The 23,393-nt window shown below is 43.7% G+C and carries 17 protein-coding genes; 7 read left to right on the plus strand and 10 right to left on the minus strand.

The genetic code is table 11. The features are described 5' to 3' along the window. Positions 1–88: 88 nt before the first annotated feature. Genes BCV39_RS19070 through BCV39_RS19080 form a run of 3 tightly spaced genes read left to right on the plus strand, consistent with a single transcriptional unit; the run spans position 89 to position 3,761 of the window. The gene (locus BCV39_RS19070; RefSeq protein WP_102431810.1) at positions 89–1,465 is read left to right on the plus strand and encodes a DASH family cryptochrome; all 1,377 of its coding nucleotides are present in this window, start codon (positions 89–91) and stop codon (positions 1,463–1,465) included. Next, a complete protein-coding gene (locus BCV39_RS19075; protein WP_102431809.1) occupies positions 1,462–3,021 on the plus strand; it encodes a cryptochrome/photolyase family protein in 1,560 nt (519 codons plus the stop codon). The genes BCV39_RS19070 and BCV39_RS19075 overlap by 4 nt, the downstream gene beginning before the upstream one ends. After that, complete coding sequence (locus BCV39_RS19080; protein WP_102431808.1) at positions 3,021–3,761, plus strand: SDR family oxidoreductase; 741 nt, start codon at positions 3,021–3,023, stop codon at positions 3,759–3,761. The genes BCV39_RS19075 and BCV39_RS19080 overlap by 1 nt, the downstream gene beginning before the upstream one ends. Positions 3,762–3,911: 150 nt before the next feature. On the opposite strand, the gene BCV39_RS19085 is transcribed toward BCV39_RS19080, so the two are convergent. The 7 genes from BCV39_RS19085 to BCV39_RS19115 all read right to left on the minus strand — a co-directional run bounded on the left by BCV39_RS19085 (position 3,912) and on the right by BCV39_RS19115 (position 13,049). Continuing rightward, positions 3,912–4,796 carry a PA4780 family RIO1-like protein kinase gene (locus tag BCV39_RS19085; protein WP_102431860.1) on the minus strand — a complete coding sequence of 295 codons (885 nt, stop codon included), beginning with the start codon at positions 4,794–4,796 and terminating at the stop codon, positions 3,912–3,914. A 161-nt stretch (positions 4,797–4,957) separates the two neighbouring features. Continuing rightward, positions 4,958–5,092, minus strand: coding sequence for a DUF2256 domain-containing protein (locus BCV39_RS19090; RefSeq protein ID WP_080967357.1), 135 nt, complete (start codon positions 5,090–5,092; stop codon positions 4,958–4,960). Positions 5,093–5,332: 240 nt separating this feature from the next. Beyond that, on the minus strand, positions 5,333–9,049 hold the full coding sequence (locus BCV39_RS19095; RefSeq protein WP_102431807.1) for an AAA family ATPase: 3,717 nt from the start codon (positions 9,047–9,049) through the stop codon (positions 5,333–5,335). 5 nt (positions 9,050–9,054) lie between these two features. Next, positions 9,055–10,308: an exonuclease subunit SbcD gene (gene sbcD / locus BCV39_RS19100; RefSeq protein WP_102431806.1), complete on the minus strand. Its 1,254-nt coding sequence runs from the start codon at positions 10,306–10,308 to the stop codon at positions 9,055–9,057. Between the two features lie 212 nt (positions 10,309–10,520). Beyond that, positions 10,521–11,099 carry a porin family protein gene (locus BCV39_RS19105; protein ID WP_102431805.1) on the minus strand — a complete coding sequence of 193 codons (579 nt, stop codon included), beginning with the start codon at positions 11,097–11,099 and terminating at the stop codon, positions 10,521–10,523. 508 nt (positions 11,100–11,607) lie between these two features. Further along, positions 11,608–12,264: a glutathione S-transferase family protein gene (locus tag BCV39_RS19110; protein ID WP_102431778.1), complete on the minus strand. Its 657-nt coding sequence runs from the start codon at positions 12,262–12,264 to the stop codon at positions 11,608–11,610. Between the two features lie 188 nt (positions 12,265–12,452). Next, complete coding sequence (locus BCV39_RS19115) at positions 12,453–13,049, minus strand: LysE/ArgO family amino acid transporter (protein WP_102431777.1); 597 nt, start codon at positions 13,047–13,049, stop codon at positions 12,453–12,455. Between the two features lie 186 nt (positions 13,050–13,235). Here BCV39_RS19115 and BCV39_RS19120 point away from each other — a divergent pair, with 186 nt between their 5' ends. Both BCV39_RS19120 and BCV39_RS19125 read left to right on the plus strand, forming a co-directional pair. Beyond that, positions 13,236–14,591 (plus strand): sphingomyelin phosphodiesterase, encoded by a 1,356-nt coding sequence (locus tag BCV39_RS19120; RefSeq protein WP_102431776.1) that lies wholly within the window; start codon positions 13,236–13,238, stop codon positions 14,589–14,591. Positions 14,592–14,961: 370 nt separating this feature from the next. Beyond that, positions 14,962–16,680, plus strand: a complete 1,719-nt coding sequence (locus BCV39_RS19125) for a S8 family peptidase (RefSeq protein ID WP_102433451.1) — start codon at positions 14,962–14,964, stop codon at positions 16,678–16,680. Between the two features lie 308 nt (positions 16,681–16,988). Here BCV39_RS19125 and BCV39_RS19130 read toward each other — a convergent pair whose 3' ends face one another. Further along, complete coding sequence (locus tag BCV39_RS19130) at positions 16,989–17,495, minus strand: GNAT family N-acetyltransferase (protein WP_102433450.1); 507 nt, start codon at positions 17,493–17,495, stop codon at positions 16,989–16,991. A gap of 261 nt (positions 17,496–17,756) precedes the next feature. On the opposite strand from BCV39_RS19130, the gene BCV39_RS19135 reads away from it, so the two are divergent. Both BCV39_RS19135 and BCV39_RS19140 read left to right on the plus strand, forming a co-directional pair. Then, the gene (locus tag BCV39_RS19135; protein ID WP_102433449.1) at positions 17,757–19,052 is read left to right on the plus strand and encodes a sensor domain-containing diguanylate cyclase; all 1,296 of its coding nucleotides are present in this window, start codon (positions 17,757–17,759) and stop codon (positions 19,050–19,052) included. 181 nt (positions 19,053–19,233) lie between these two features. Then, a complete protein-coding gene (locus tag BCV39_RS19140; RefSeq protein ID WP_055318724.1) occupies positions 19,234–19,977 on the plus strand; it encodes a class I SAM-dependent methyltransferase in 744 nt (247 codons plus the stop codon). Positions 19,978–20,099: 122 nt separating this feature from the next. On the opposite strand, the gene BCV39_RS19145 is transcribed toward BCV39_RS19140, so the two are convergent. Continuing rightward, positions 20,100–22,148 carry a TonB-dependent receptor gene (locus BCV39_RS19145; RefSeq protein ID WP_102433448.1) on the minus strand — a complete coding sequence of 683 codons (2,049 nt, stop codon included), beginning with the start codon at positions 22,146–22,148 and terminating at the stop codon, positions 20,100–20,102. Positions 22,149–22,329: 181 nt separating this feature from the next. Next, complete coding sequence (locus BCV39_RS19150) at positions 22,330–23,250, minus strand: LysR family transcriptional regulator (protein WP_029226004.1); 921 nt, start codon at positions 23,248–23,250, stop codon at positions 22,330–22,332. Between the last annotated feature and the right edge of the window lie 143 nt (positions 23,251–23,393).

The following is a 23,393-nucleotide window of genomic DNA, read 5'->3' on the forward strand; positions in this document are numbered from 1 at the left end:
CTATTACCCACTCAGAGTGTTCATTTGTGATCTTGTCAGCCTATCAACTCGTAAGCGTCTAATAATTAACAAAACACGAGTGTAGGCAATGAAAAAGATTGGTCTCTATCTTTTTACCAACGACTTAAGAATTAACGACAACACACTACTTAATCAAGCAAGCCAGATCGTCGATGAGCTTGTTTGTGTCGCTGTCGAACCAGTTCTGTCTCACTATTCTTCACAATTCGCTCAAGAAGAACAATATGGCGCTCCCCGCGCGGCTTTCATTTCACAGTCGATAAGCGACCTTGCAATTAACCTCAGCACGTTAGAACAAACACTTATCGTCCTAACACAAGGCCGAGACCACAGCGATAACGTAAAAGACTCGCTAATCGAAATGATCTCTGAACTAAACGTGACTCACTTATTTGCGAATGCTCACTGTGGCTATGACGAGCAAAAGCTAATGCAGTCAACGCTGACTGACTGCCCCAACTTAACTGCGATTCAATCTCATAACTCGCCTCTGTTTGAACTCGATGACTTCCCTTTCACGTTAGAAAAATTCCCCCGTTCGTTTACCAAATTCAGAAAACTCATTGAGCCTCTGGCTATAGATACACAAAGTTTGACCATAACCAATTTACCACCGGCACCAGACCTAACAAAAATGTCACACTGTAACTCCAAAGAAACCCTTTTCAAGATTGGCAACGTGGCACGAAACCACAGCCTCAAAGGCGGTGAAACATCGGGATTACTGCATCTCGAACACTACTTCTCACAGGATTACGCGAGCTGCTATAAACAGACAAGAAATGCACTGGACGGTATCGAAAACTCGACCAAGTTTTCACCGTGGCTCGCATTAGGTTGTGTCTCACCTAAAACAATATGCAGACGCCTCACGCGATTTGAGTCGCATCATGGGCCCAACGATTCAACCTATTGGATCTATTTCGAGCTGTTGTGGCGTGAGTATTTTTATTGGAAGAGCATGTCGTTGAAGGCTTCTCTATTTACGGGCTCATACACAAAACCCGTTACAGCAGAAAATATCACTCAATCAGCAAGCCTTAATTTTGCCAAATGGAAGAGCGGTAACACCAACTATCCGATTGTCGATGCATGTATGCGCCAACTTAATGCTACGGGCTACATGTCCAATCGCGGAAGGCAGTTAGCCGCAAGCTGTTTGATTTACGAGTTGGGCGTCGACTGGCAACATGGCGCAGCCTATTTCGAAAGCCAACTTGTCGACTATGACGTGGCGTCAAACTGGGGAAATTGGGCGTATATCGCAGGGGCTCTCAATAAACCAGCCCACAACAATCAAAATAACAACCATACACAGCCTAAATCCCGCCATTTTGATTTAGCCAAGCAAACTGAAATGTACGACCCAGACCATGCCTTCATTAATCAATGGACAGGCAGTAACGCAGTCTCAACAAGCCTCACAAACCAGGACGCATTATGAAATTTAAAACGGTAAGACTTGTATTAGGAGACCAACTAAACATAGAGCATTCATGGTTTCGACAGGTTGATGATGGCGTTGTTTACATGATTGCTGAGCTAAAACAAGAAACGGATTACGTCGCATCTCATATTCAAAAAGTGGCCGCATTTTTCTGTGCGATGGGTTACTTCGCTGACGAGCTGAGACAACAAGGCCATCAAGTACTTCACTTGACCTTAGATGACACAGCCCAATTTGAAAACCTAGATACACTTCTAAAGCACTATGTACACGAATTCGGCGCAGAGAAGTTTGAATATCAAAGGCCAGATGAATATCGCCTCTTAGAGCAGATGAACAAGCTCAAACTCACCAATTCAGCCAAAGGCTGTTGTGATACTGAACACTTCCTCTTTCCATTCGAAGAGATCGAACAACAGTTTCCGAAAGATAAGCGCATCATGATGGAACACTTCTATCGCCGAATGAGAAAGCGTTTCGACATTTTGCTAGAAGACGGAAAGCCCGTTGGTGGCAAATGGAATTACGACGCGAGCAATCGAAAGAAGCTCAGGAAGCAAGACATTGAAAAACTGCCTCAACCTCTGATGTTTACCAATGACATAACCGACATTTTGCAGCGAATAGAACGCCACCACGTACAAACCATTGGTCAAGTCGGCAACCAATTATTATGGCCAGTTAACCGCGCACAAAGTTTGTCTCTGCTCGCTCATTTCTGCCAAGTCTGCTTACCGTTATTTGGGCACTTTCAAGATGCGATGACTACAGAACACGACTCTAGGTGGAGCTTGTATCACAGTCGTATTTCGTTCTCATTGAATAGCAAGATGCTCAACCCTAGAGAAGTCATTGATGCGGCACTCTCAGCTTATCACGCCTCTTCAAAGCAAGGCGCTACCACTATCGATATCGCACAGGTCGAAGGATTCATCCGTCAAATATTGGGGTGGCGAGAGTACATACGCGCCGTCTATTGGGCGAATATGCCTGCTTACGCCAACAAAAACCATTACTCAGCAAACAACAACCTGCCTCACTACTTTTGGGACGGACAGACCAAGATGAACTGCATGAAGCATGCGATTGATCAATCCCTTGAATTTGCTTACGCGCACCACATCCAAAGGTTAATGATCACTGGCAACTTCTGCTTAATCACAGGCATAGATCCTGACCAAGTCGACAGTTGGTACCTCGGCATATACGTCGATGCGATAGAATGGGTTGAAATGCCAAATACGCGAGGTATGGCACTGTTTGCGGATGGCGGGATCGTCGGAACCAAACCATACTCTGCCAGCGGTTCCTATATCAATCGCATGAGTGACTACTGCAAAGGCTGTCATTACCAAATAAAAGAGCGCAGTGGAGAGCAATCCTGCCCTTTCAATAGTTTGTATTGGCGCTTTATGAACCAACATCGCGATGAGTTAAACCGAAACCCACGCATGGGCATGCTATATCGCTCTTGGGACAATATGGACGAGCAAGAGCAACAAGCAATACTCGATACTGCAGAACAACGAATAACAAACTTGGAGAATTTATAATGGTTGAGCAACTCAGACTACACATATTGGTGGTTGGCGGAAGCGGCGGTATCGGCTTTGCTGTGGTTAAACACCTATTATCTGAGCTGTCTCGGTTTGATTTTCTTGATGTGCATGTAGACGCGACTTTCCACTCTCAACAGCCGGAACTTGAAAACAGTCGCTTGAACTGGCACAAAGTTGACGCCACCAAAGAAGCTGGTATCAAACGTTTGAGTTCTGAGTTTGAACAACTTGATTGGTTGATAAACTGCGTGGGTATGCTTCACACTCCAGACCTTGGTCCGGAAAAGAACCTGGCGTCCATTGACCCTGAGTTTTTCCTGAAAAACATCTCAGTGAATACTCTGCCCAGCTTATTATTGGCAAAGTACTTCACACCTGTTCTTAAAACGAGCGACAATCCAAAGTTTGCCGTGGTTTCCGCAAAGGTCGGGAGCATTTCAGATAACCGATTAGGCGGCTGGTATAGCTATCGTTCGTCGAAAGCGGCGCTCAATATGTTTATCAAAACCATGTCGATTGAATGGCAACGCACCATTAAGAAAGGCACGGTGTTGGCGCTACACCCAGGCACAACAGATACAGCTCTGTCGAAGCCTTTCCAGACTAATGTCCCTGAAGGTAAGCTGTTTGAGTCGAGCTATGTCGCCCATCAATTGGTCGATATCATTCGCACTGCCACACCAGACAAAAGCGGGCACTTCTACGCTTACGATGGTGAACAGTTAAGTTGGTAGAAACCAATACCACTCGTCGTCTTTGATAAGTGCTAAAAAAGAAAACCCAACAGAGTGTTGCTCTATTGGGTTATTTTTTAGAAAGAACGCATAAATTTTTTCAGGCGTTATGACTGCTATTTAACTAAAGCTCTAAGCCGATCATCACGATTACTCAGCCCAATTGAACTTGCTGTCGTCGACGCCTTCTTTCTCTTCTTTAGCTCGCTCGCGTCGGTGTTGTTCTTCAACTCGCGCAGCGTCTATCTCTTGCATAATGGCTTCAATATCGGCCAAATCGTCCGTTTCCGTAAACTCGCCTGTTAGCTTGCTGTCTGGCTTTAGGTCGCCTTTCTCGTAAAGCGCCCACATTTCCTTGGCATACTCGGTTTTCGCCAATTCAGGAGCAAACTGAGCGTAATAATCACGGATATTATTGATGTCACGAGCCAACATCCACTCGGCATTATTGTTAGCGGAAGCATCAACGGCTTGCGGTAAATCGATAATTACCGGGCCGTATTCATCCACCAATACGTTGAACTCAGACAAGTCACCATGGATCAAACCAACACACAGCATTTTAACCACATAGGTCATCATCACGGCGTGATCTTCGATCGCTTGCTCTGCTGACATAACGACATCGTTCAAACGTGGGGCAACATAGCCTTCGTCATCAGTGACCAACTCCATAAGCAGCACGCCATCAAAGCAACCATAAGGCACAGGTACACGAACGCCCGCTTCTGCCAGTTTATACAAGGCATCCACTTCAGCGCTTTGCCAAACCTTTTCTTGTTGCTCACGGCCAAAACCAGAACCTTTTTCCATCGCTCTAGCACGGCGGCTGTTTCGGACTTTTCGGCCTTCACGATACGCAGTCGCTTTTTTGAAACTACGTTGGCTAATTTCCTTATATACCTTGGCACAACGGATCGTATCGCCGCAGCGCACAATGTACACCGATGCTTCTTTGCCACTCATGAGTTGGCTTGTCACCTCGTCGACCAAACCATCGTCAACTAAAGGCTGTATTCTTTTAGGTATCTTCATGCCGCCTTTATACATCACTTATCTTACAGATAGAAATATTAACTTAAGAAATGAATGACCAAACGATTAAAGGAACATCAAAATGATAACAAAGGAAGGAAATATCGGTTTACCGGACTTGGCTGATAGAGAATAGTTTGATGTATTCGAGTGTATGAAGACTAAGACTTGTTGCGACGACAACGTTCCGAACAGTAAATAACACCGTCCCAACAACGCTGCCACTTTTTACGCCATGCAAAAGGCTTTTGGCAAACGGGACATGTCTTGGTCGGTAAATGAGGCTTCTTGTGCATGGTCGTTTCCTTTTGGATGAGTCCACTTCCTGCGTTTACTGGAGATTCCCTATTACGCTCGTTTCTCATTTTAGGGAGTGACGGCTACTTTTTGAACGCTCCTGACTTTAAGGAGTGGCGGCGGAATGATTGATAACAGCCCCCGACTCCGTCATCCTCGAGAAGGAGGAACGACTGAGTCGGGGGATCTGCTTCATCTAGCTCTGTTTCTATTTCTGCACTGATGAATATAGCAAGAACCTAAGCGACAACCTTGTACTGCTTCTCCATCTCACTCACACCTAAGCCAGAGTGTTTTGTCACTTTAAGCTGAACGGGCACTCGCTCCTTCAGTGCTTCAACGTGGCTAATAACACCAATCATCTTTCCAGACGCATTCAGGTTATCGAGAGCGTTTAGGGCAATGTCCAATGTGTCACTATCAAGGGTGCCGAAACCTTCATCCAAGAACAAAGAATCAATACTGGTTTTGTAGCTGACAAGATCAGAAAGCGCTAATGCCAACGCTAAACTCACCAAGAAGCTTTCGCCACCTGATAACGTCTTCGTGTCACGCATCACATCGCCCTGCCATGTGTCCAGCACTTGCAGTTCTAACCCATCGTCGGCTTTACGTTTAAGTTCGTAACGACCATGCAAACGCTGCAACTGCTTATTCGCAAGGTACACCAAATTTTCCAGCGTTAGACCTTGGGCAAACTTACGGAATTTGTCGCCGTTCTTAGAACCAATAAGCGAGTTAAGACGTGAGATATCATCAAACTCGACTTGTTGCTCATCGATTTGCTTGAACAGATCTTGCTGATTGCTGCGGTTCTGGCTATCAGTTTCAAGATTGGCAGAAATCGCGCCGATCTTTGTTGCATGACTTTGTTGTGCGTTTTGGCATGCAGTCGTCGCAAGTTCAACTTGTTGTTGGTCTTGCTCTTGCCATGTTTTAGCATTTTCGTGGTTTTGTAGCTCCACCTCCGTCGCCTTGACAGTGTTCAACCTAGCTTGTGCACTGACAATCGCTTCATCTATAGACTTCTTCAGGCTTTGAAGTTGAGTTCTAACCTCTTCGTCTAATAATGCTGCTTCAAAATCAGCCTCTCCTTCAAATGGGCTAGTTTTCAGCGCTTCTAACCAAGCATTCGATACTTGTGTGTGATTTGACTGCTTGCTGGTCAGCTCTTCAGAGAAGCTGGTGTGTTTAGTTTGCTCGGTTCGATGTTCAAGTTCGCAACGGTTAAGCACCAACTGAGCGGCATCAAATACACTAACCGCTTCAGTGACTTTTTGCTTCATCGCATTACTGGTGGTTTGAATGTCTTTGTCACCAAATAACTTTGTTCTTTCAGCAGTTACACGAGTGAGCTCTGACACTAGAGACTCACTCTCTTGCGTCAGTGTCGCGAGCTCTTTCTCTGCGCTACTTAGCTTGTCATCTAAGGTTTTCAATTCGGCATTTTGAGTAATCAGTTGCTTCTCAATATCGGCCTGTTGCTGTTTGGTCTGTTGCCATGTGCTTGATGCTTGCAATTTCGCAGCAAACCAATCATCGATATGGTCAAGTTCAGGTGCTTCGATAGCGGTTTGAACAATGCTCTCTTTCAACGAATGCCATTGCTGATCTTTCGCTTGAGCTGTCTTAACTACTTGTTCGTTTGTAATGTGGTTTTGCTTATTCAGATCAGCTAAGCGTTGCTCGGCCAACTCAAGGTTAGATTGCGCCTTGTCAGCCATAACACCTACAGACAAGCGTTGTTTCTCAGCTTCCGCATAGTGCGCTTTGGCATCACCCAATGCTTTCAGTTGCTGCGAGATCTGACTTAGTTGAAGTTCACACTGCTGAGCAAAGGTCGCGACCGTAGCTTCATTGCCTAAATCGTTAATCGTTAGCAGAGCTAGCTCTGGAGCCGTGCCAGCGAAATCTGATAAGCCCTGTTGAAGCTTACCAACAATGCCTTGCCAATTCAGTTGGGCTTGTTGAATATCCGCTTGTGCACGCAGGATGTCATCGTTAAGCGCTGCAATCATAGGGGCAAGAGAATCTAATTGCTGACGATGCTCTTGGCCTTCTTTCTTAATGGCTGCCAACTCTAGGTTTTCCCGATCTTTTTGCGAGACCAGATTTGCAATATCTTGCGACTGCTCGATCGAATGGTCTGTTGAACCACACAGTGGGCACTCAGATCCAGATTCTAAAGCTGCACGGTATTTCGCTAATTCGCCTTCTTGATCAATCAAACGCGTTAATCGCTCAAGAGACGTCTCTTTCTCTTTATATCGATTCACCAGCACTTCACGTTCTTTCGAAAGTTTGTCGACCAACTGATTGTTAGTTTGATGTGCCTGTGTTTTCGCGTGCAACTGTTGTTGAGCATTTAGGAAGCCACGATTAATTTCCAATAACGAGTGCGTATTACGATTCCAGAACTCCAGCAGGTCTTTTTGCGCATTCAACACTTGTTCGCTAGTGTTGCCTTGCCATGCTTCCCACTGTTGTTTTGCACTACTCTCTAACACAACCGATTCTGCTAATGCTTTGTCTTGCGTTACTTTTACTTCTTGAGCAGTTTTGATAGTCGCTTGCTGAGCATCCACTGCGGACAAAGCTTGCTTCGCTGAGTTTAGTAGTTCTGAATGCTGACGCTCTAGGGTACGAACTTGTTCAACTTTGGCTTGCCACTGGCCTAAGTATTTTTCTAAATATTGCTCAGCTTGATGTGTATTTAGGTACTCAGTGCTGAGTTGGTCCTGTTGCTTCAGTGCCTCTGTTTTTTGGACTATAACAGCCTGTTGATTGCGCTGCTGAGTATGTTGCTCGTTCAGCGTATTCGCTGCATTAACGGCCACAGTTTGTTTATCTTTAAGCACGGTAATTTGGTTGTCTAGCGGACGCACTAGATCAATGATCTTCTCTTGATCTTGTTGCTCGCGTTTAACCTGTTCGACAATCACACCGCTTTGCGTCAGTTTCGTTTGCGCATCTTGCTTTTCTTCATCACGAACAATAAGTAACTTGATGCTGTTATCTAAGTGAGCTTGAGTAGTGCTCACCTCTTGTTCGCAACGCTTTAAATCTTTGTGCATTGGGCGCAGTTTTTCAGCCGGTTCACTGTTTGCTAAACGCTCGAGTGAGGGTTGATTACGGTCTAGTTCATCTTGAGCTGTTTTAAGATCGTGTTCGCTGGTCGCAATAGTTTGCTCAGCTTTGGTCACGTCTTTCCACCAGCTTAGATGCGCTTGCCACTCTTTTAACTGCTCAGACAAACGCTTCTGCTCGGCTTCTAACGTTTCTCGATCTGCGGTTAGCTCTTGGATTTGCTCTTCAGACAGCAAACTCACACCCTCAGCTTTTGCTTTGAGGTGATTAAGCGACTCCTCACTAGACTTGAAATGATCGTAGATACGCTCGGAAATCAGGCTATAGATTTCTGTTCCCGTCAGCTCTTCAAGTAGCTCTGCACGGTCGTTAGCATTGGCATTAAGAAATGCCGCAAATTCACCCTGTGACAACATGATGGATTTGGTGAAGCGTGAGAAATCGAGACCGGTTACCTGCTCCACCAACTTGGTTTTCTTGGTCAGCATGGTCTCTAAGACTTTGTCGGTGTCAGCATCAGCAAACTCACACGTTGGCGTTTGTAATGCGCCATCGTGTTTTCCGCGAGCACGCTTTTGATGGAAGTTCGAGCGGTACGTTTTGCCCTGCACTTCAAACTCCAGCTCAGCGAAACACTCACCCGTGCCACGCGTCATTAATTCATTGTTGCCTTTGGCGATACTCTTCAAACGTGGCGTGCGGTGGAACAACGCCAAACAAATCGCATCAAGAATGGTGGTTTTACCCGCTCCTGTTGGGCCAGTAATCGCAAACAGGCCATTTTCCGCAAACGGTGATTGGGTAAAATCGAGCTTCCAACGCCCTTTCAAAGAGTTCAGGTTTTCAAATTCTAGGCTTAAAATCTTCATACTGGTTACTCTTCTACTTTGTTTGGCGCTTGAGCGCTCTCAGACACTTCAACCATCACTTGTTTAAACTTCACCGTCATGCGCTCTAAACGCGCTTTTTCAGAATCGGTTTCAAATTCTTCTAAGGCAATACGCTTCGTAAACACGTCCATCGGGCTCAATTCTGACAGCGTTTCTGCCGACTCTTGCTCTAATGCTTGATTGCGACGCTCTCTTGCTCTGCGCAATTGAAGCACTTCCACATTCAAACCTTCGGTTAGTGTGCGCATACGCTCTTGAAGATCCGACAAGTAATCTTGCGCTTGCACTTCTATCGATAACCACACGCTTTGGTCGCTATCTAAGCCTATATATTGATTCAGTTGAGATTCGATCTCGCTCAAGTCGCCTTTGATTTCAGCTAGGGGTTGGAACGTTGGAACTGGCAATTGAGAAATGGTGCGCTCGCCTTCAACAAACTCAACCACACAGACCTGCTTTTGAGATTTAAGTTCATCAAAGCTTAATGGTATTGGTGAGCCGCAGTAACGAATGTATTCACGCTTTGCCACCACTTGTGAACGGTGGATATGACCAAGTGCAATATAGTCTGCGTCTGGGAAGCCATCAGCGGCAAAACCATCAAGGTTGCCGACATAGATGTCGCGTACAGAATCCGATTGTTGAACACCCATCGCCGTTAAATGACCCGTAGCGATAATCGGCATGTGCTCGCTATTTTTAAACGTCGCACGTTTTTCTACAGCGGCATCATAAACACTTTGGTAGTGCTGTTTAATCGCTTCGCCGAGTTGTTTTTGGCGCTCAACACCGGTGACACCCGCCTGACTGGTCAACACATCGCGAGGGCGAATAAAAGGAATAGCACAAACCAGCGCTTCTACATCGCCGTTCTTGCCTTTTAGTTCGACAACCTGAGTCGCATGATCTTCATTGGTATTAGGAATCACGTCTGCACCCATGTATTTGAGTAACTGTTGGGTCTCTTTAAGCACAGAGACTGAATCGTGATTTCCACCTAACAACACCAATTGGCAGCCGATCTTGTTCGAATCGACCACAAACTTATTATACATCTCACGAGCGTAACTCGGCGGTGTGCTGGTATCGAAAATGTCGCCAGCAACAATGATCGCGTCGATGTCGTGCTCTGTAACTTGCTCAAGTAACCATTGTAAAAACCGTTCATGTTCATTCTTACGGCTTTTATTGTAGAAGTTTTGGCCAAGATGCCAATCGGACGTGTGAAGAATCTTCATTGCTGCTCACTGGAAGTCGGTAATACCTTTAATCTACCAAAATAGTCGACATAATTCCCTTTTATAAGCTTGTGAAAACCAACTAATTTCAGGCTTTGGACCAACTCCGCCCACAGCGTGACCAATCGTTATTTTTGACATAAAAAAACCGCTCAACGTTAGAGCGGTTTAGGTGTCCATAGCTTTAGCTTTAAGCTATTTAACAGAAGCCATTAGAAATTGTACGAAGCACCCAGTGTTACTGTGCTAAATGCTACATCTTTGCTGCTTAGACGAACTTTATTGCCATTGATATAAGCGTAGTTTTCTATGTTCACAGCATCTGCTTGCGAGATCAGGCGAAGCGTTAAGTTCTCCACTGGGTTGTATTCCACACCGATACCAAAATGGAAACCTGCACCAGAATCGTCACCGTAAAAAGCACTGTTGCTAGAGTTCAAATCTACGTAGCTCAGACCTGCGGTTACAAACGGACGAATTGAATTATCAAATGTGTAACCTACGTTTGCTGCAACAGACAAAGACGTTGGTGAAAGCAGCTTAGTACCAAACTTTTCGTAGTCAGCGTAATCCGTGTAACCAAGTTCAATACCAACAATACGGTTAAATTGGTAACCACCGTAAAGGCTGTACCCCATGCTTTCAGCATCTAAATTACCTGCGCCGTCAGTGTCTGAGTCTTGATACACACCAAGGCCTGCGCCAATGTATGGACCGCCCTCAATACCGGCAGCAAGTGTAGGAAGTGAAACTAAGCCAACTAGGCCCAATAGAAATGATGATTTAAGCATGAAAATACCCTTTTTTTGTCTGTCCTACAGCAACGTTGATCAACCGCCAATAGTTTCCGACACTATTTCACCTGTTGCGCTACTGTTTAAAATAAATTAAATAATCAACTCCTAATGAATAATAAAACACCGTTCATTTGAGAAGCGAATGAGAAGGTATCACAAGATTTTTAGGTCATCAAACGAACAATCATAGATATTTAATCCAGTCTTATTTATGAGACAGATGTATTTCCTGCGGCGTAACGAGTACTAAAATACGTATAAACCTGATAGTAAACCTGAGCATAATACAAATTAAGTTGTTTATAATCATGTCGTTACAGCACTAACTAAATTGTTACTCGTTCTCAAAAACAACCTAAATCTTCACGCCTAAATATAAAAACTCATCCTGCTCCTCTCTTTTTACAATAAAAGATATAAAGAGAAGAATTAGTTTAATTTTGGGAGGGCATTTATTTGGAACGACCTGCTATTAAATTATATTTCAATTTAATCTATATTATTAACGAACTTCAGCGAGACTAGCCAAGTAGTTATTCGTTAAATAGAAGCCGCTGAACTTCTCAATAAAGTCCGCAGGAACGGTTTTATCGGTCAAGTCAGATTCAATCAGCGCCGCTTGCCACTTCTGTACTTTCGGAAAGCCTTCAAGCATATCAAAACCGGAGCCTTCTTTAATCACTGACGCTCGGTGTAACAGTGGTAGCCAAGCGATGTCGACGTTAGAGATGTAATCGCCTTTAAAGAAGTCGCTGTCACCAAGCTTGTTCTCGGCCTTTTGGAAGGATTTTTGAAGATTCGCTAAACGTGTCTCAAAGGTTTCTTTATCTTTACTGCCCATCGTTCCACATTGCGGCATGTAATGTTTGCTTGCCTGATAAGACCAAGCGCGATCTAGTGCTTTTTGCTCTGGAGACACCTCTTCTATCGGCGCATATTTATCGTCTAAGTATTCAACAATTGCATCTGACTCAAACAGAACTGTGTCATTTTCTGTAATCAATACTGGCACTTGTCCGTTTGGCGAAATATCTAGGAACCATTGAGGTTTATTGTTTAGCTCAATGTATTCAATTTCAAATGGGACATTTTTCATTACCAAAGCACCCATTACACGTTGAACGAATGGGCAGTTTTTAAAGCTAACAAGTTTAATCATGGTTTACTCCGAATTAGGTCATTAATTTGTATTTGTACCCCTAAGACGAACGCCAAAACCGAAAGACGAAAAATAATTCCATTTTTGTGGAAATAATTAAATACGAAGGCAACTAAAGGCAGTCACTTTAAGTCGTCACTTTCGGTAGGAACTTTAGATAATATGTTTGAATGCCTAATTACGAGCGGCTAAACGATCAAAGATATTGCAATAGACGCCATGATCATGCCGACGACAAACTCCAACACCTTCCATGCTCTCGGGTTCTTAAACATTGGAGCCAAGAAGCGTGCGCCATATCCAAGTGAAAAGAAGAACACAAACGACGCCGATACTGCACCAACACCAAACAACATTTGATTCGGTTGGTATTGCGTTGAAATAGAACCCAATAGAACAACCGTATCCAAATAAACATGTGGGTTTAACCAAGTGAACGCCAAACACATCGCCATCGCTTTAGTTAATGAGTCTTTGGTTTCAGCAGTGGCTTCTAAGGCGTGATTTTCAGTGAATGCTGAGCGGAAGCTTAAGAATGAATAGACACCCAAAAAGATAGCCCCACCATAACGGGCGAACTGCTCAATTTGTGGGAATTGCTTAACGATTGCGCCGAAGCCTGTTACACCAAAACTAATGAGTAAGGCATCAGAAATTGCACATACAGCGCAAACTGCCAATACGTGTTGATTCTTTAGACCTTGCTTTAAAACAAACGCATTTTGAGAACCAATCGCAAGGATTAGCGAAAGCCCCAGAGAGAAGCCAGCAAAATAAGTCGTCATAGAATGTACTTCGAATCGGTTAGAATAATCATAAGTTACTATAAAACAGAGTAATTTTTCATAAAATTTACAATATGATCACATGCGCGTTACACAGCACAAAACCAAAATCTTTAATTTGCAACTGAATGCATACCAGGGCTACTTTCTGTTTTCGATTTTAGGAATGTAATCAAAGGAAGAAACATGATTAAAAAGCTGTGTTCAACACTGATAATTTGGGCAATAGCCAGCCAAGCACTCGCAACATCACTTTACTATATAAACCGCACCGACAAACCCATATTAATAAACTTTTCGATAGACTCCAGTGAACCCGTAAGTAACGGTTACCAATACAGGTTGACTGAAAATGACTTAGTTATTTGGCCTTATCAAAAAGCTAAAGTAGCTGATTTTAATCGATATTATGGGCTTGTTAATGGCGCAACGTATGACTACTTCCTAACAATTTCACGATTAACAAACGAAGGTTCTTGGGAACCTAAGCCGCAAGAACCTGTAAGTCAACTTAGGTTAGTTGGTCACGGTTCAGGCTCAACGTTGTCTTATGGGTATAAAGATCAAGGGATGATGACCGACTACAACCCATATATTCTTCATCGTTATAACCAAGATGGATATCACTCTGAGTTCGGTGTTAAGGCTATATACACGTCAGGTTTCGACGACGTTGAATTTGTAGTCTCAGAACATACGATCAATGATTTTGATCAAGACCCAAATACCTTGAACGTTGGGTCATATAACCTATGGATGCTCCCCGGCGTATCATCAAACATTACAAGTCGTGCAAGTGTCTTGGACCACACTCTCTCCGGATATGACGTACTCACACTTCAAGAAGCTTTTTCTTCAGACCGAGAGATCCTATTCAACGCTCTAGCAGAGGAATATGCATTTAGAACAGAGGTAGTAGGAGGTGGCACTAGTGCGATGTACGACGGAGGCGTAGTCACTTTTAGTCGCTATCCAATTATTGAAACCGACAGTATAGTTTTTGAACACTGCTCCGGGACTGATTGTTACGCAGATAAAGGCGTCGTCTACACAAAAATCGACAAAGATGGTCAGATATACCATATATTCAACACGCACCTAGCATCATTCAATACGCCTGCGGCCAAAAGACTAAGACGCTTACAGCTAGGGCTGATGCGAACCTTTATGCTGACTAAAGGCATACCTTCCAACGAAGCGGTTATCTATGCTGGAGACTTCAATATCGATAAAAATAGCGACTTCGTGGAATACCTTCTAATGCTAGCTACGTTGGATGTTGATCCTCCAGAATTCAGAGGCTACACCAATGCAACCTTTGACCCGACGATTAACCCGTATGCCGCTTATAAGTATTCAGGTGGCGCTGATGTAGAGTATCTGGATTACGTTTTTGTTAGCAGAGTGCATAGACGAGCAACAAGTAATACTAATACGGTCAAGCTTCATCAAAGGTTGAGCTCTGACACTTGGGGAAGTTGGCACCTTTCAGACCATTTTGCCGTCAACGGAAACTTTGAATTTAGCTCTCACGACGACTAAGCTCCTTGATCTTGGCTCTTTCAAAAGCACTTCAATAGCTGAGTGAGAGCCAAAACCACCCCCTGCAATTAACATACTAATCAATTGATTCTAAACACCTTTAATCCCAATTCTTAATTTTATAAATATTGGTTTTATTAATAGAGTTTAGCTCAAACTTTGAGACTTTAAAATCGATCACAGTGAGACCTTCCTACCATTTCATTGATCAAACGAATGATACAAGTCTGATTGCATATTATCTTTTGATTGCTTTTGAGCGGGCATTTCCCTCTCACAGAACTGACTGCGTGCTTTCATAAAGCTTCGCTAAGGAGTCAGTTCTAGTCGCACAACTATTCAGTCTCACAATGATAAGGATGCAACACAGATGAATCACGGACACAGACTTACCACGCTTTCTTTAGCTATTATGGCTTCGGCTCAAGTATCTGCCTCGGCTCTTAATGAGAGTAGCCCAGAGCCACAACCTGCCAACTCACCTTTCATCCAAGATGTAAAAGGGACAATTGTTGAGGATTACTCGCGAGAAACTATTCTACCTTCATTTTTCTCAATGAGAATGATGAGCAACGCTGATGAACAGCGCGGTGATTGGTTTAACTTAACGGCAAGCTACACAAGAATTCAGGGTGTGGGTTCTGATGTGGTATATGACTACTTGATGCCCCCTCTTCAACCACAACCAGTCATCGTTGCCGTTCTTGATTCAGGTGTCGACGTTGAACACGAAGATCTCAAAAACAAACTTTGGACCAATGAAGACGAGATCCCAGACAACGGGATTGACGATGATGGCAATGGTTACATTGACGATGTCCACGGCTGGAACTTTTTGGGTAACTCGTTAGGCATTAACGTTAACCAAGACACACTAGAAGTCACTAGAGAATACAAAAAGTACCTTGAGTTAAAAGAGAACGGACATTGGATTCCGCGTAAGAAACGTGAGTATTATCAAGATGTTGAATCCGATTACTTGTCGTCTCTAAAAGATGACCAAGATGCGTTGAATCGTGTAACGACAGCAACTGACCAAGCCAATGAGTTCAAAGAACAGATTCTTCAGTTCGTCGATCAAAAAGACTTTTCTACTAACGGTCTGAAAACACTGTTAGATAGTGAGAATGCTAGCGTCGTTACTGCAGCTGAAGGGCTTTTGAGTGTGTTTGATTCATGGTATTCATTTGAATATCTGGAATCACGTCGTAGCCGTTACCAAGACTCTCTGGATTTCCACCTTAACTTAGAGCTCGACACGCGTGGCGATATTGTTTGGGATGACATCTCGAACCCTTGGGAAAAAGGCTACGGCAACAACGATGTGAAAGGCCCTGTTGGTTCGCACGGTACACACGTTGCTGGAATCATCGCTGCAGAGCGTAACAACTCAGTGGGTATTGATGGTGTGGCAGATCATGCTCAAATCATGGCGGTACGTATGGTGCCAAATGGCGATGAACGGGACAAGGACATTGCCAATGCAGTGCGTTACGCCGTCGATAATGGCGCGAAGATCATTAACATGAGCTTTGGTAAAAGCTACTCGCCACGTAAATACATCGTCGACCACGCATTCCGTTACGCGGCTCGTAAAGGCGTTTTGATCGTTCACTCTGCGGGGAACAGCCGTAACGATAACGACATCAAACCAAGCTTTCCAAACCGCTACGCGAAGCACTACCGTTCAAAGCCTATTTCAACATGGTTAGATGTGGGTGCATCAGCAAAATATGCCGACGAAACGTTAGTGGCGAGCTTTAGTAACTTCGGCCAGAAATCAGTTGATGTGTTTGCACCTGGGTACCGCATTTTATCAACCACTCCGGGAAACACCTACGGTTCGAAAAGTGGCACAAGTATGGCTGCACCTGTCGTGTCCGGCGTCGCGGCATTAGTTTGGTCTCGCTACCCTGACCTATCCGTCAAAGAGCTTAAGGCAATGTTGATGGGCGAATCGAAAGTCTACCCAGAGCTGTTAGTTAAAAAGCCTTCTAGCCCTGAGGATTTGGTTCCGTTCAACACACTTTCTATCTCAGGAAGTATTGTGGATGCTGAAGCTATTTTCGCAGAGCTAGAAACTCGCTAACGTTTTAGCCATTGGTCATTGACCGTATAATCGTCATTCCCTAAAGCGAGGGACGAGCGTGATAGGGAATCTCTCTTTGCGGTTAGAGATTCCACATACCTCGTCCCTCGGTTCTGGAATGACGCTGGGGAATCAAGTCACCCCAGTCCTGGAATGACGAGAGGAAATAGCGTGAATATTGTATTCGTTATTTCTGACTACAGAAGCTACAACCCCGTCATTCTCTAAAGCGAGGTACACCCCCTCCGTCATTCCCTACAGTGAGGAACGAACGTGATAGGGAATCTCTTTTTGCGATGTAGTCACTTCTAACACAATTCGATACTCATAAACTGGCTGTGCGGGTCCAATATATAATCTGCAAATGGTTCACAGTATCCAAAGCCAAACTTTTCATACAGGTTACGCGCCGCCTTAAAGTAGTCTTCTGAACCTGTCTCTAAACTGATTGTCTGATACTTGCGAATGGCTGCGGTATCCAATACATGTTGTAAAAGTTGGCTAGCAACACCTGACTTTCGAGCAAACTGTGAGGTTCTCATCGATTTGAGTTCAGCGTGTTGGGTATTTAACTCTTTAATCGCAACACACCCAAGCAATTGACTGTCTTTCCAAGCACTAAAAAAGGTAATCTCTGGCGACTTGAGCCCATCCAGATCCAGAGCATGAACACTTTCGGGTGGTGATGTTGCGTACATATCAGCGAGATGCTCTTCTAGTAAGCCTATTACTTCCCCACCCGATAAGTCATCAAGCTTGATGATTATTGAAGTACCGATTTCCACAGAGTCCTTTGCGTTTGGTGCTGATTCCATTGTCTTAACTTTCCTTGTTTAGCTCGCTTATTTAGCTTTAATTACTGATCTACTTTCCTGAATTGTTTCCTTTTCAAGAACTGGGTTAAAACCAGTAAAATTACTGATTTATCATAAAATTTTAAATGTCACACTTAGTTTACCTAGATACCATAATTTTCCAATCTAGTCTCGTCATAAAAGAGCTCCGCAAAGACCTTGGGGTCGCTACATCGAGTGAGAAAAACCTATTTCAGTTAACGAATAAGTAATCCGGTAGATATGAGTATTCAACTAGATTTAACCACCACTTTGGCCTGTCAAAACTTCGACTCAGCACAAGGGTGTATGACACTTCAAGATCATCGAGTTGTTGATGTCGACAACGAGATCGCTCAAATCTTTGGTTATAAAAACCGTGGTGAGTTATTACGCAATGTTGATTTTGTATATGCCTTGGTACCTGATAGTTACCAAAATCTAGTCAAGCAACGCTATCTAGAAGCAATAAAAGGCAAGCTTAAGAAAGGAAAATTGTACACAGACATTCCCACTCATGGCCGTAATATCTCCATATTTTGCTTATCGAACATTGTTGAATTGAATAACAAGCCCGCTCTTAAAGTGAACATCATTGACATCACCTCTGTGGTAGAAGCGCAACGTCAACGCCACGAAACCGATCGTATGTATAGAAAGCTACTCAGTACATCGAAGCAAGGCATTTTGATTCATAGAAACTTCAAACCTTTGATGGTTAACCAAGCTTGGGTTGAACAACAAGGTGCCAAATCCATTGAGCAAGTGCTTGCGATGGATTCAATCATTTCAATCATTCCTGAAGCAGAGCGACCAATTGCAATCAGACGTTACGAGAGCATTCTCAATGGCAACACACCCAACTTCAGTTCCGTGGTTACCAACCATTGCTTTGATGACTCCTACAAATACTTCAATCTCTATGACAACGTGATTAACTGGGAAGGTGAAGACGCCATTCAAGTCATTCTTGAAGAAGTGACAGATAAAGTATTGTTGGAAAAAGAATTACTGCATCGTGCTATGCATGACGACTTAACGCAGGCACTCAATCGTCGGGCGATTTATGATTGGATAAAGAAGCCAATGAATCAGAGAATCGAAATGTCTTGTATGTTGATTGACATTGATGACTTTAAGTTGATAAACGATCAGTTTGGTCACACCGTTGGTGACACTGTCATTAAGCACTTAGCTGACACTATAAAAACTCACGTTGAATTGCTCCATGGCGTAGTGGGACGCTGGGGTGGTGAAGAGTTTATTGTGTTCATTCCTAATGCGAAACCTGCGTATACCCAAATCATTGGTGAACGTATTTGTCATTCATTTAATCAACATATTTTTATTGGTGCTAATCGCCGTCCGTTTAGGTCCAGTGTCAGTATTGGAATGACCAGTCGATATATTTGTCATTCCTCGAACTCAGTCAATACTCTCATTAAAGTCACCGATGACGCACTTTATAGAGCAAAAGCAAACGGCAAAAACCAAGTTTCAATAAATAATGAATCGGTTTGTATCGAAGCGTGTTCGTAACGGCTGAAGCTATCTCGCTTTGATGATATTTTTCCATACTCCTAACAGTGAATCATCAGTGTTTAGTTAGTAACAAAGTTGGAATTAAAGTGCATGAGCATGTTGAATATTTTATTGCGAATTCCACATTTCGGTATATGATGCGCCACCCCAATTTTTTCAGCAAATGCTGCAGGCAAACATGTCCGCCAACGCGCTCTATACCGACCTATCGGGTTACTATGATTTAATGTGTGTTGATATTGACTACCAAGCGCAAAGTCACTGCGTTCGTAGGCTACATCAGATTTTTGGAAATGAAGGAAAAACTCACCTAGACCTCGGTTGTGGTACTGGCCCACACGTTCGTCACTTTATTGATTATGGTTATCAAAGTAACGGGCTTGACTTAAACCAACCCATGTTAGATATCGCTCAACTACGCTGCCCTGAAGCCAGCTTTTCTGTTCAGAACATGAGTAATTTTGAAGTCTCTGAGCCGTTCGATCTTATTACTTGTTTCTTGTATTCGATCCACTACAACGATGGCATCGAGAAGTTAAAAGAGTGCATTGCTAGCGTTCACAAAGCGCTAAAACAAGGCGGTGTGTTCTGCTTTAACGTTGTCGATAAAGATAAGATCAGCAATGATCTGTTTGTTCGACACACCACAAACCAAGAACAAGATGACTTTACCTTCCGTTCAGGGTGGTACTACTCTGGTCACGGTGATAAGCAAGCGCTAAAGCTTAGTATCGAAAAAACGACTGCAGGTGAAACTCAAGTTTGGAATGATGAACACCCGATGGTGGCATTCTCGTTTAAGGAGTTAATCGAGATATTAAAGCCCTACTTTGAGGTTAATATCTTCGAGCACGATTACGACAAGCTGATTCCTTGGGATACTCAGTCCGGCAATGCTCTTGTCACTTGTGTAAAAATCTAACACTCTTCGATACCTATGTGCACTCAATTACGAGCGCCCAAATCAAAAGAACCCACACGACGTTAAGTCATGTGGGTTCTTTGTTTTATATGTATCTACCTACCGAATCAAACACAGATTGATTAGAAGTCAGCGGTCATACCTATGTAGTAGGTACGTGGCTCTTCAACATAACCAATGTACTCTAACTCATCTGATACTGACTCATCCGTTAGGTTTGAGATACCTGCACGTAGTCGTACTGAGTCATTCACATTGTAAACCGTACCGATGTTCAATGTTGTGTAAGCGTCTTGCGTTAGGTCGCTGTCAATCTGGCGCTCGCCACGGTAACGTGCACTCACGAAAGTGCTTAGATCATAAGTTGGGTTCCAGTTAAGTTTCACAAAGCCTGAATGCTTGTAACGCTCAAGTAGCTCTTCACCTGTCGACTTGTCTTCTGTATCTAGGTAAGTGTAGTTACCAGAAACGGCCCACTCGTCAGAGATTTGGTACATACCGCCAAGCTCAACACCTTGAATGATAGCTTCAGACACGTTTTGGTGCGTCTTCGCGCCCAAATCTCCCGTTGGTGTACCGTCAGGGTTTTCACATTGAAGAGCACTTTCGTTCCAATCACCACCTTGCGGGCAGTAACCTTGTGTTCTTTCGATAAGGTCATTAATCTCATTGCGGAATAACGCCGCTTCTACATTCCAACGTGGCTGTGTGTATACCGTCGCAAGTTCGTAGTTAATGCTTGTCTCTGGATCTAGATCTTCATTACCCACCAACGCACAACCACCCTTGCAGCTTGAAACTGTGTAGTCAGATTGGTTTTGAGTCAATGTTGGGGCCTTGAATGCCTTGCCTACACCACCTTTAATGATTAGGTCGTTCGTTGTTTGGTGAACCAAGTACACACGTGGGCTGAACTCTTCGCCGTACAGTTCGTGTTTATCCAAACGACCACCGAACGTTGCGGTTAGGCTGTCTGTCATGACCCATTGGTCTTGCACAAACAATGCGCCTTGATATGCTTCCGACATTCCGCTCGATAGGTTTTCTTTGTTAGTTAGTTCACTTAACTGGTAGTCCATTCCAAATGTCAGCGTGTGGCTGTAACCAAGGTAAGTGGTAGCAGATGCTTCAACAATTTGAGTGAGCTCTTCGATATCGCTGCTGAAGTTATTGCCTAGATCGGCTGCATCGTTATCAGTCACGTTCTCGCGCGAATAACGAACTTGAGTATCACCCCAGCTCCAGAAACCACTGTGTGTAATTGCTTGGCTGTGACGCACGACACGAGTGTCTGACTCAATAACCGATTTCGCACTTTCTGCCGCTGATTCACGTTCGTCATCGCTGTAACCAAAATCAAAATCGATGGTTTGGTTATCTGTCATGTGCCATGTCAGGCTTGCAAGCATGCTTAGCGTGTCGCGTTCTTCTAGAGCTGTTACGTCTGAACGGTCGTAGCCAGAACTGTGTGTACCAGAATATGGTTGCCATGCATTACGGCTTGTTTGATTAACAGAAAGTCGAGCGAACAACTCATCTTCAATCAATGCACCAGACGTTGTGAAGCCCATTGAGTACTCTTCGCCCCCATCACCATCAAGCGGCGATGAAGTGTCCATGCTCAATGTAGAGCTCCAATCATTTTCTGGAGCCTTAGTGATGATGTTGATTGTACCGCCCATACCATCTGAACCATAAAGTGCAGACATTGGGCCACGGATGATTTCAACACGTTCGATTGAATCTGCTGGGATAGTAGAAAGGTCGAAGTCATTACCACGGATGATGGCACTTGCCGAGCTGAGACGACGGCCATTTACCATGATAAGCGTATAATCAGAATCCATACCACGAATAGAGATCATCTGACGACCAGCACGTGTGCTATCGAAGTCAGACTCAACACTGGTTGATTCAGCAACGATGTCAGCCAAGGTAATACCTGGGCTGTCTTCAATGTCTTGTGCAGTGATAACCGACATTGAAGCAGGCGCTTGTTTTAGTGCCATTTCGGTACGAGTTGCCGTAACTACCATTTGCTCATCTGTTGCTTGCGCTTCTTCTTGCGCTAACACGTTAGCTGAAAGTGACGTACAAATAACAGCGACTGCGATCGAAAGGGGTTTACGAACCAAAAGAGGTTTGCGAATCAAAAGAGATCTCTCAGACATGATATTTATTCTTATATGTGATTGGTAATGATAATGGTTTGCATTAAACAACCTAGTACCATTCTTATCAACGAAAGTTTCATACCAAAAATTGATTCTCGTTATTCACCTTTCAAATAACAAAACAAAGATATATTCATTTCAATGGCACTATTAAAATCACATTCACCATCCAGATAAATCAGGTGTATATCTCTTTAAATAGATTGCGAACCCATCGACACATAGGATCATTGTGGAAACGCTTGTGCCAATATAGATACACATCTTCTGATGGGCTTCTGATGGCTTTGGGTACGCGTTTACAAATTAAATCTCTTTGATTAGCGGCTTGTGTGGCAAACGGTGTCGGTAAGTGAAAGATGATGTCAGTCGTCTCAGCGATATCTGCAGCAATATTAAAATTAGACAGCTGAATCGGAATCGATAGTTGGCGCTGCTTATCAATCAAGCCTAAATCTTTAAAGCGATTTTCAATGGAGAGTTTTTTGTCACCTTGCAGCGAGATCTGGCCTAGTTGGCTGTTAAGTAAATCATCGACTGTGATCTCTTTGTCTGCCAACGGGTGGTCTTTGCTCATCAATAAGCGATAATCACGGCTAATAACGAACATTCGATACAGATTCTGCTCAGAACTTAACGGTTCATGCGTTGACAACACGAAGTGCGCATCGCCCGACAACAAAGGTTCGAAGTGACGTTTAGGGATGGAGTCAATATCAACAACCATGTTCGGTGCTTGTTTTCGAATTTGTGCCACGACTTTTGGCAATAAGTGAGAAACCTGAGGAACCAAGCCAAAAAAGCGAACGGTATTGTCACTAGTCTGAGGTTCAAATACGTCTCCGTGAACCAGCTTTTCTAAGCGCGTAAGTACAGAATTAAGATCTTGCTTGATCGCTTCCGCTTTTGGCGTCAATTCATAGCCATAAGCCGCTCTCACCAACAAATCATCGTTAAATACAGTGCGCAGTTTTTGCAGCGAACGACTCACCGTTGGCTGACTCATATCGAGTGCCAATGCCGTGTTGGACACATGCTTTTCTTCTAAAAGGTGCTTAAGGATGACTAAGAGGTTAAGGTCGACTTGCGCTAGATTCATTATTTAGATATTCACAAAATTGAAAATTCATTGTGCGCATAGTGCATCTATCAATCCATTAATACAATTGATAATCACTCTTATTTTTATCTAAAGCAAAGTCCTCTATCGACTTAGCCATTATGTGTGACAACAATGAAAAT

Origin of the sequence: Vibrio sp. 10N.286.55.E10 (genome assembly GCF_002872555.1) — a bacterium.
Taxonomy (GTDB): Bacteria; Pseudomonadota; Gammaproteobacteria; order Enterobacterales; family Vibrionaceae; genus Vibrio; species Vibrio crassostreae.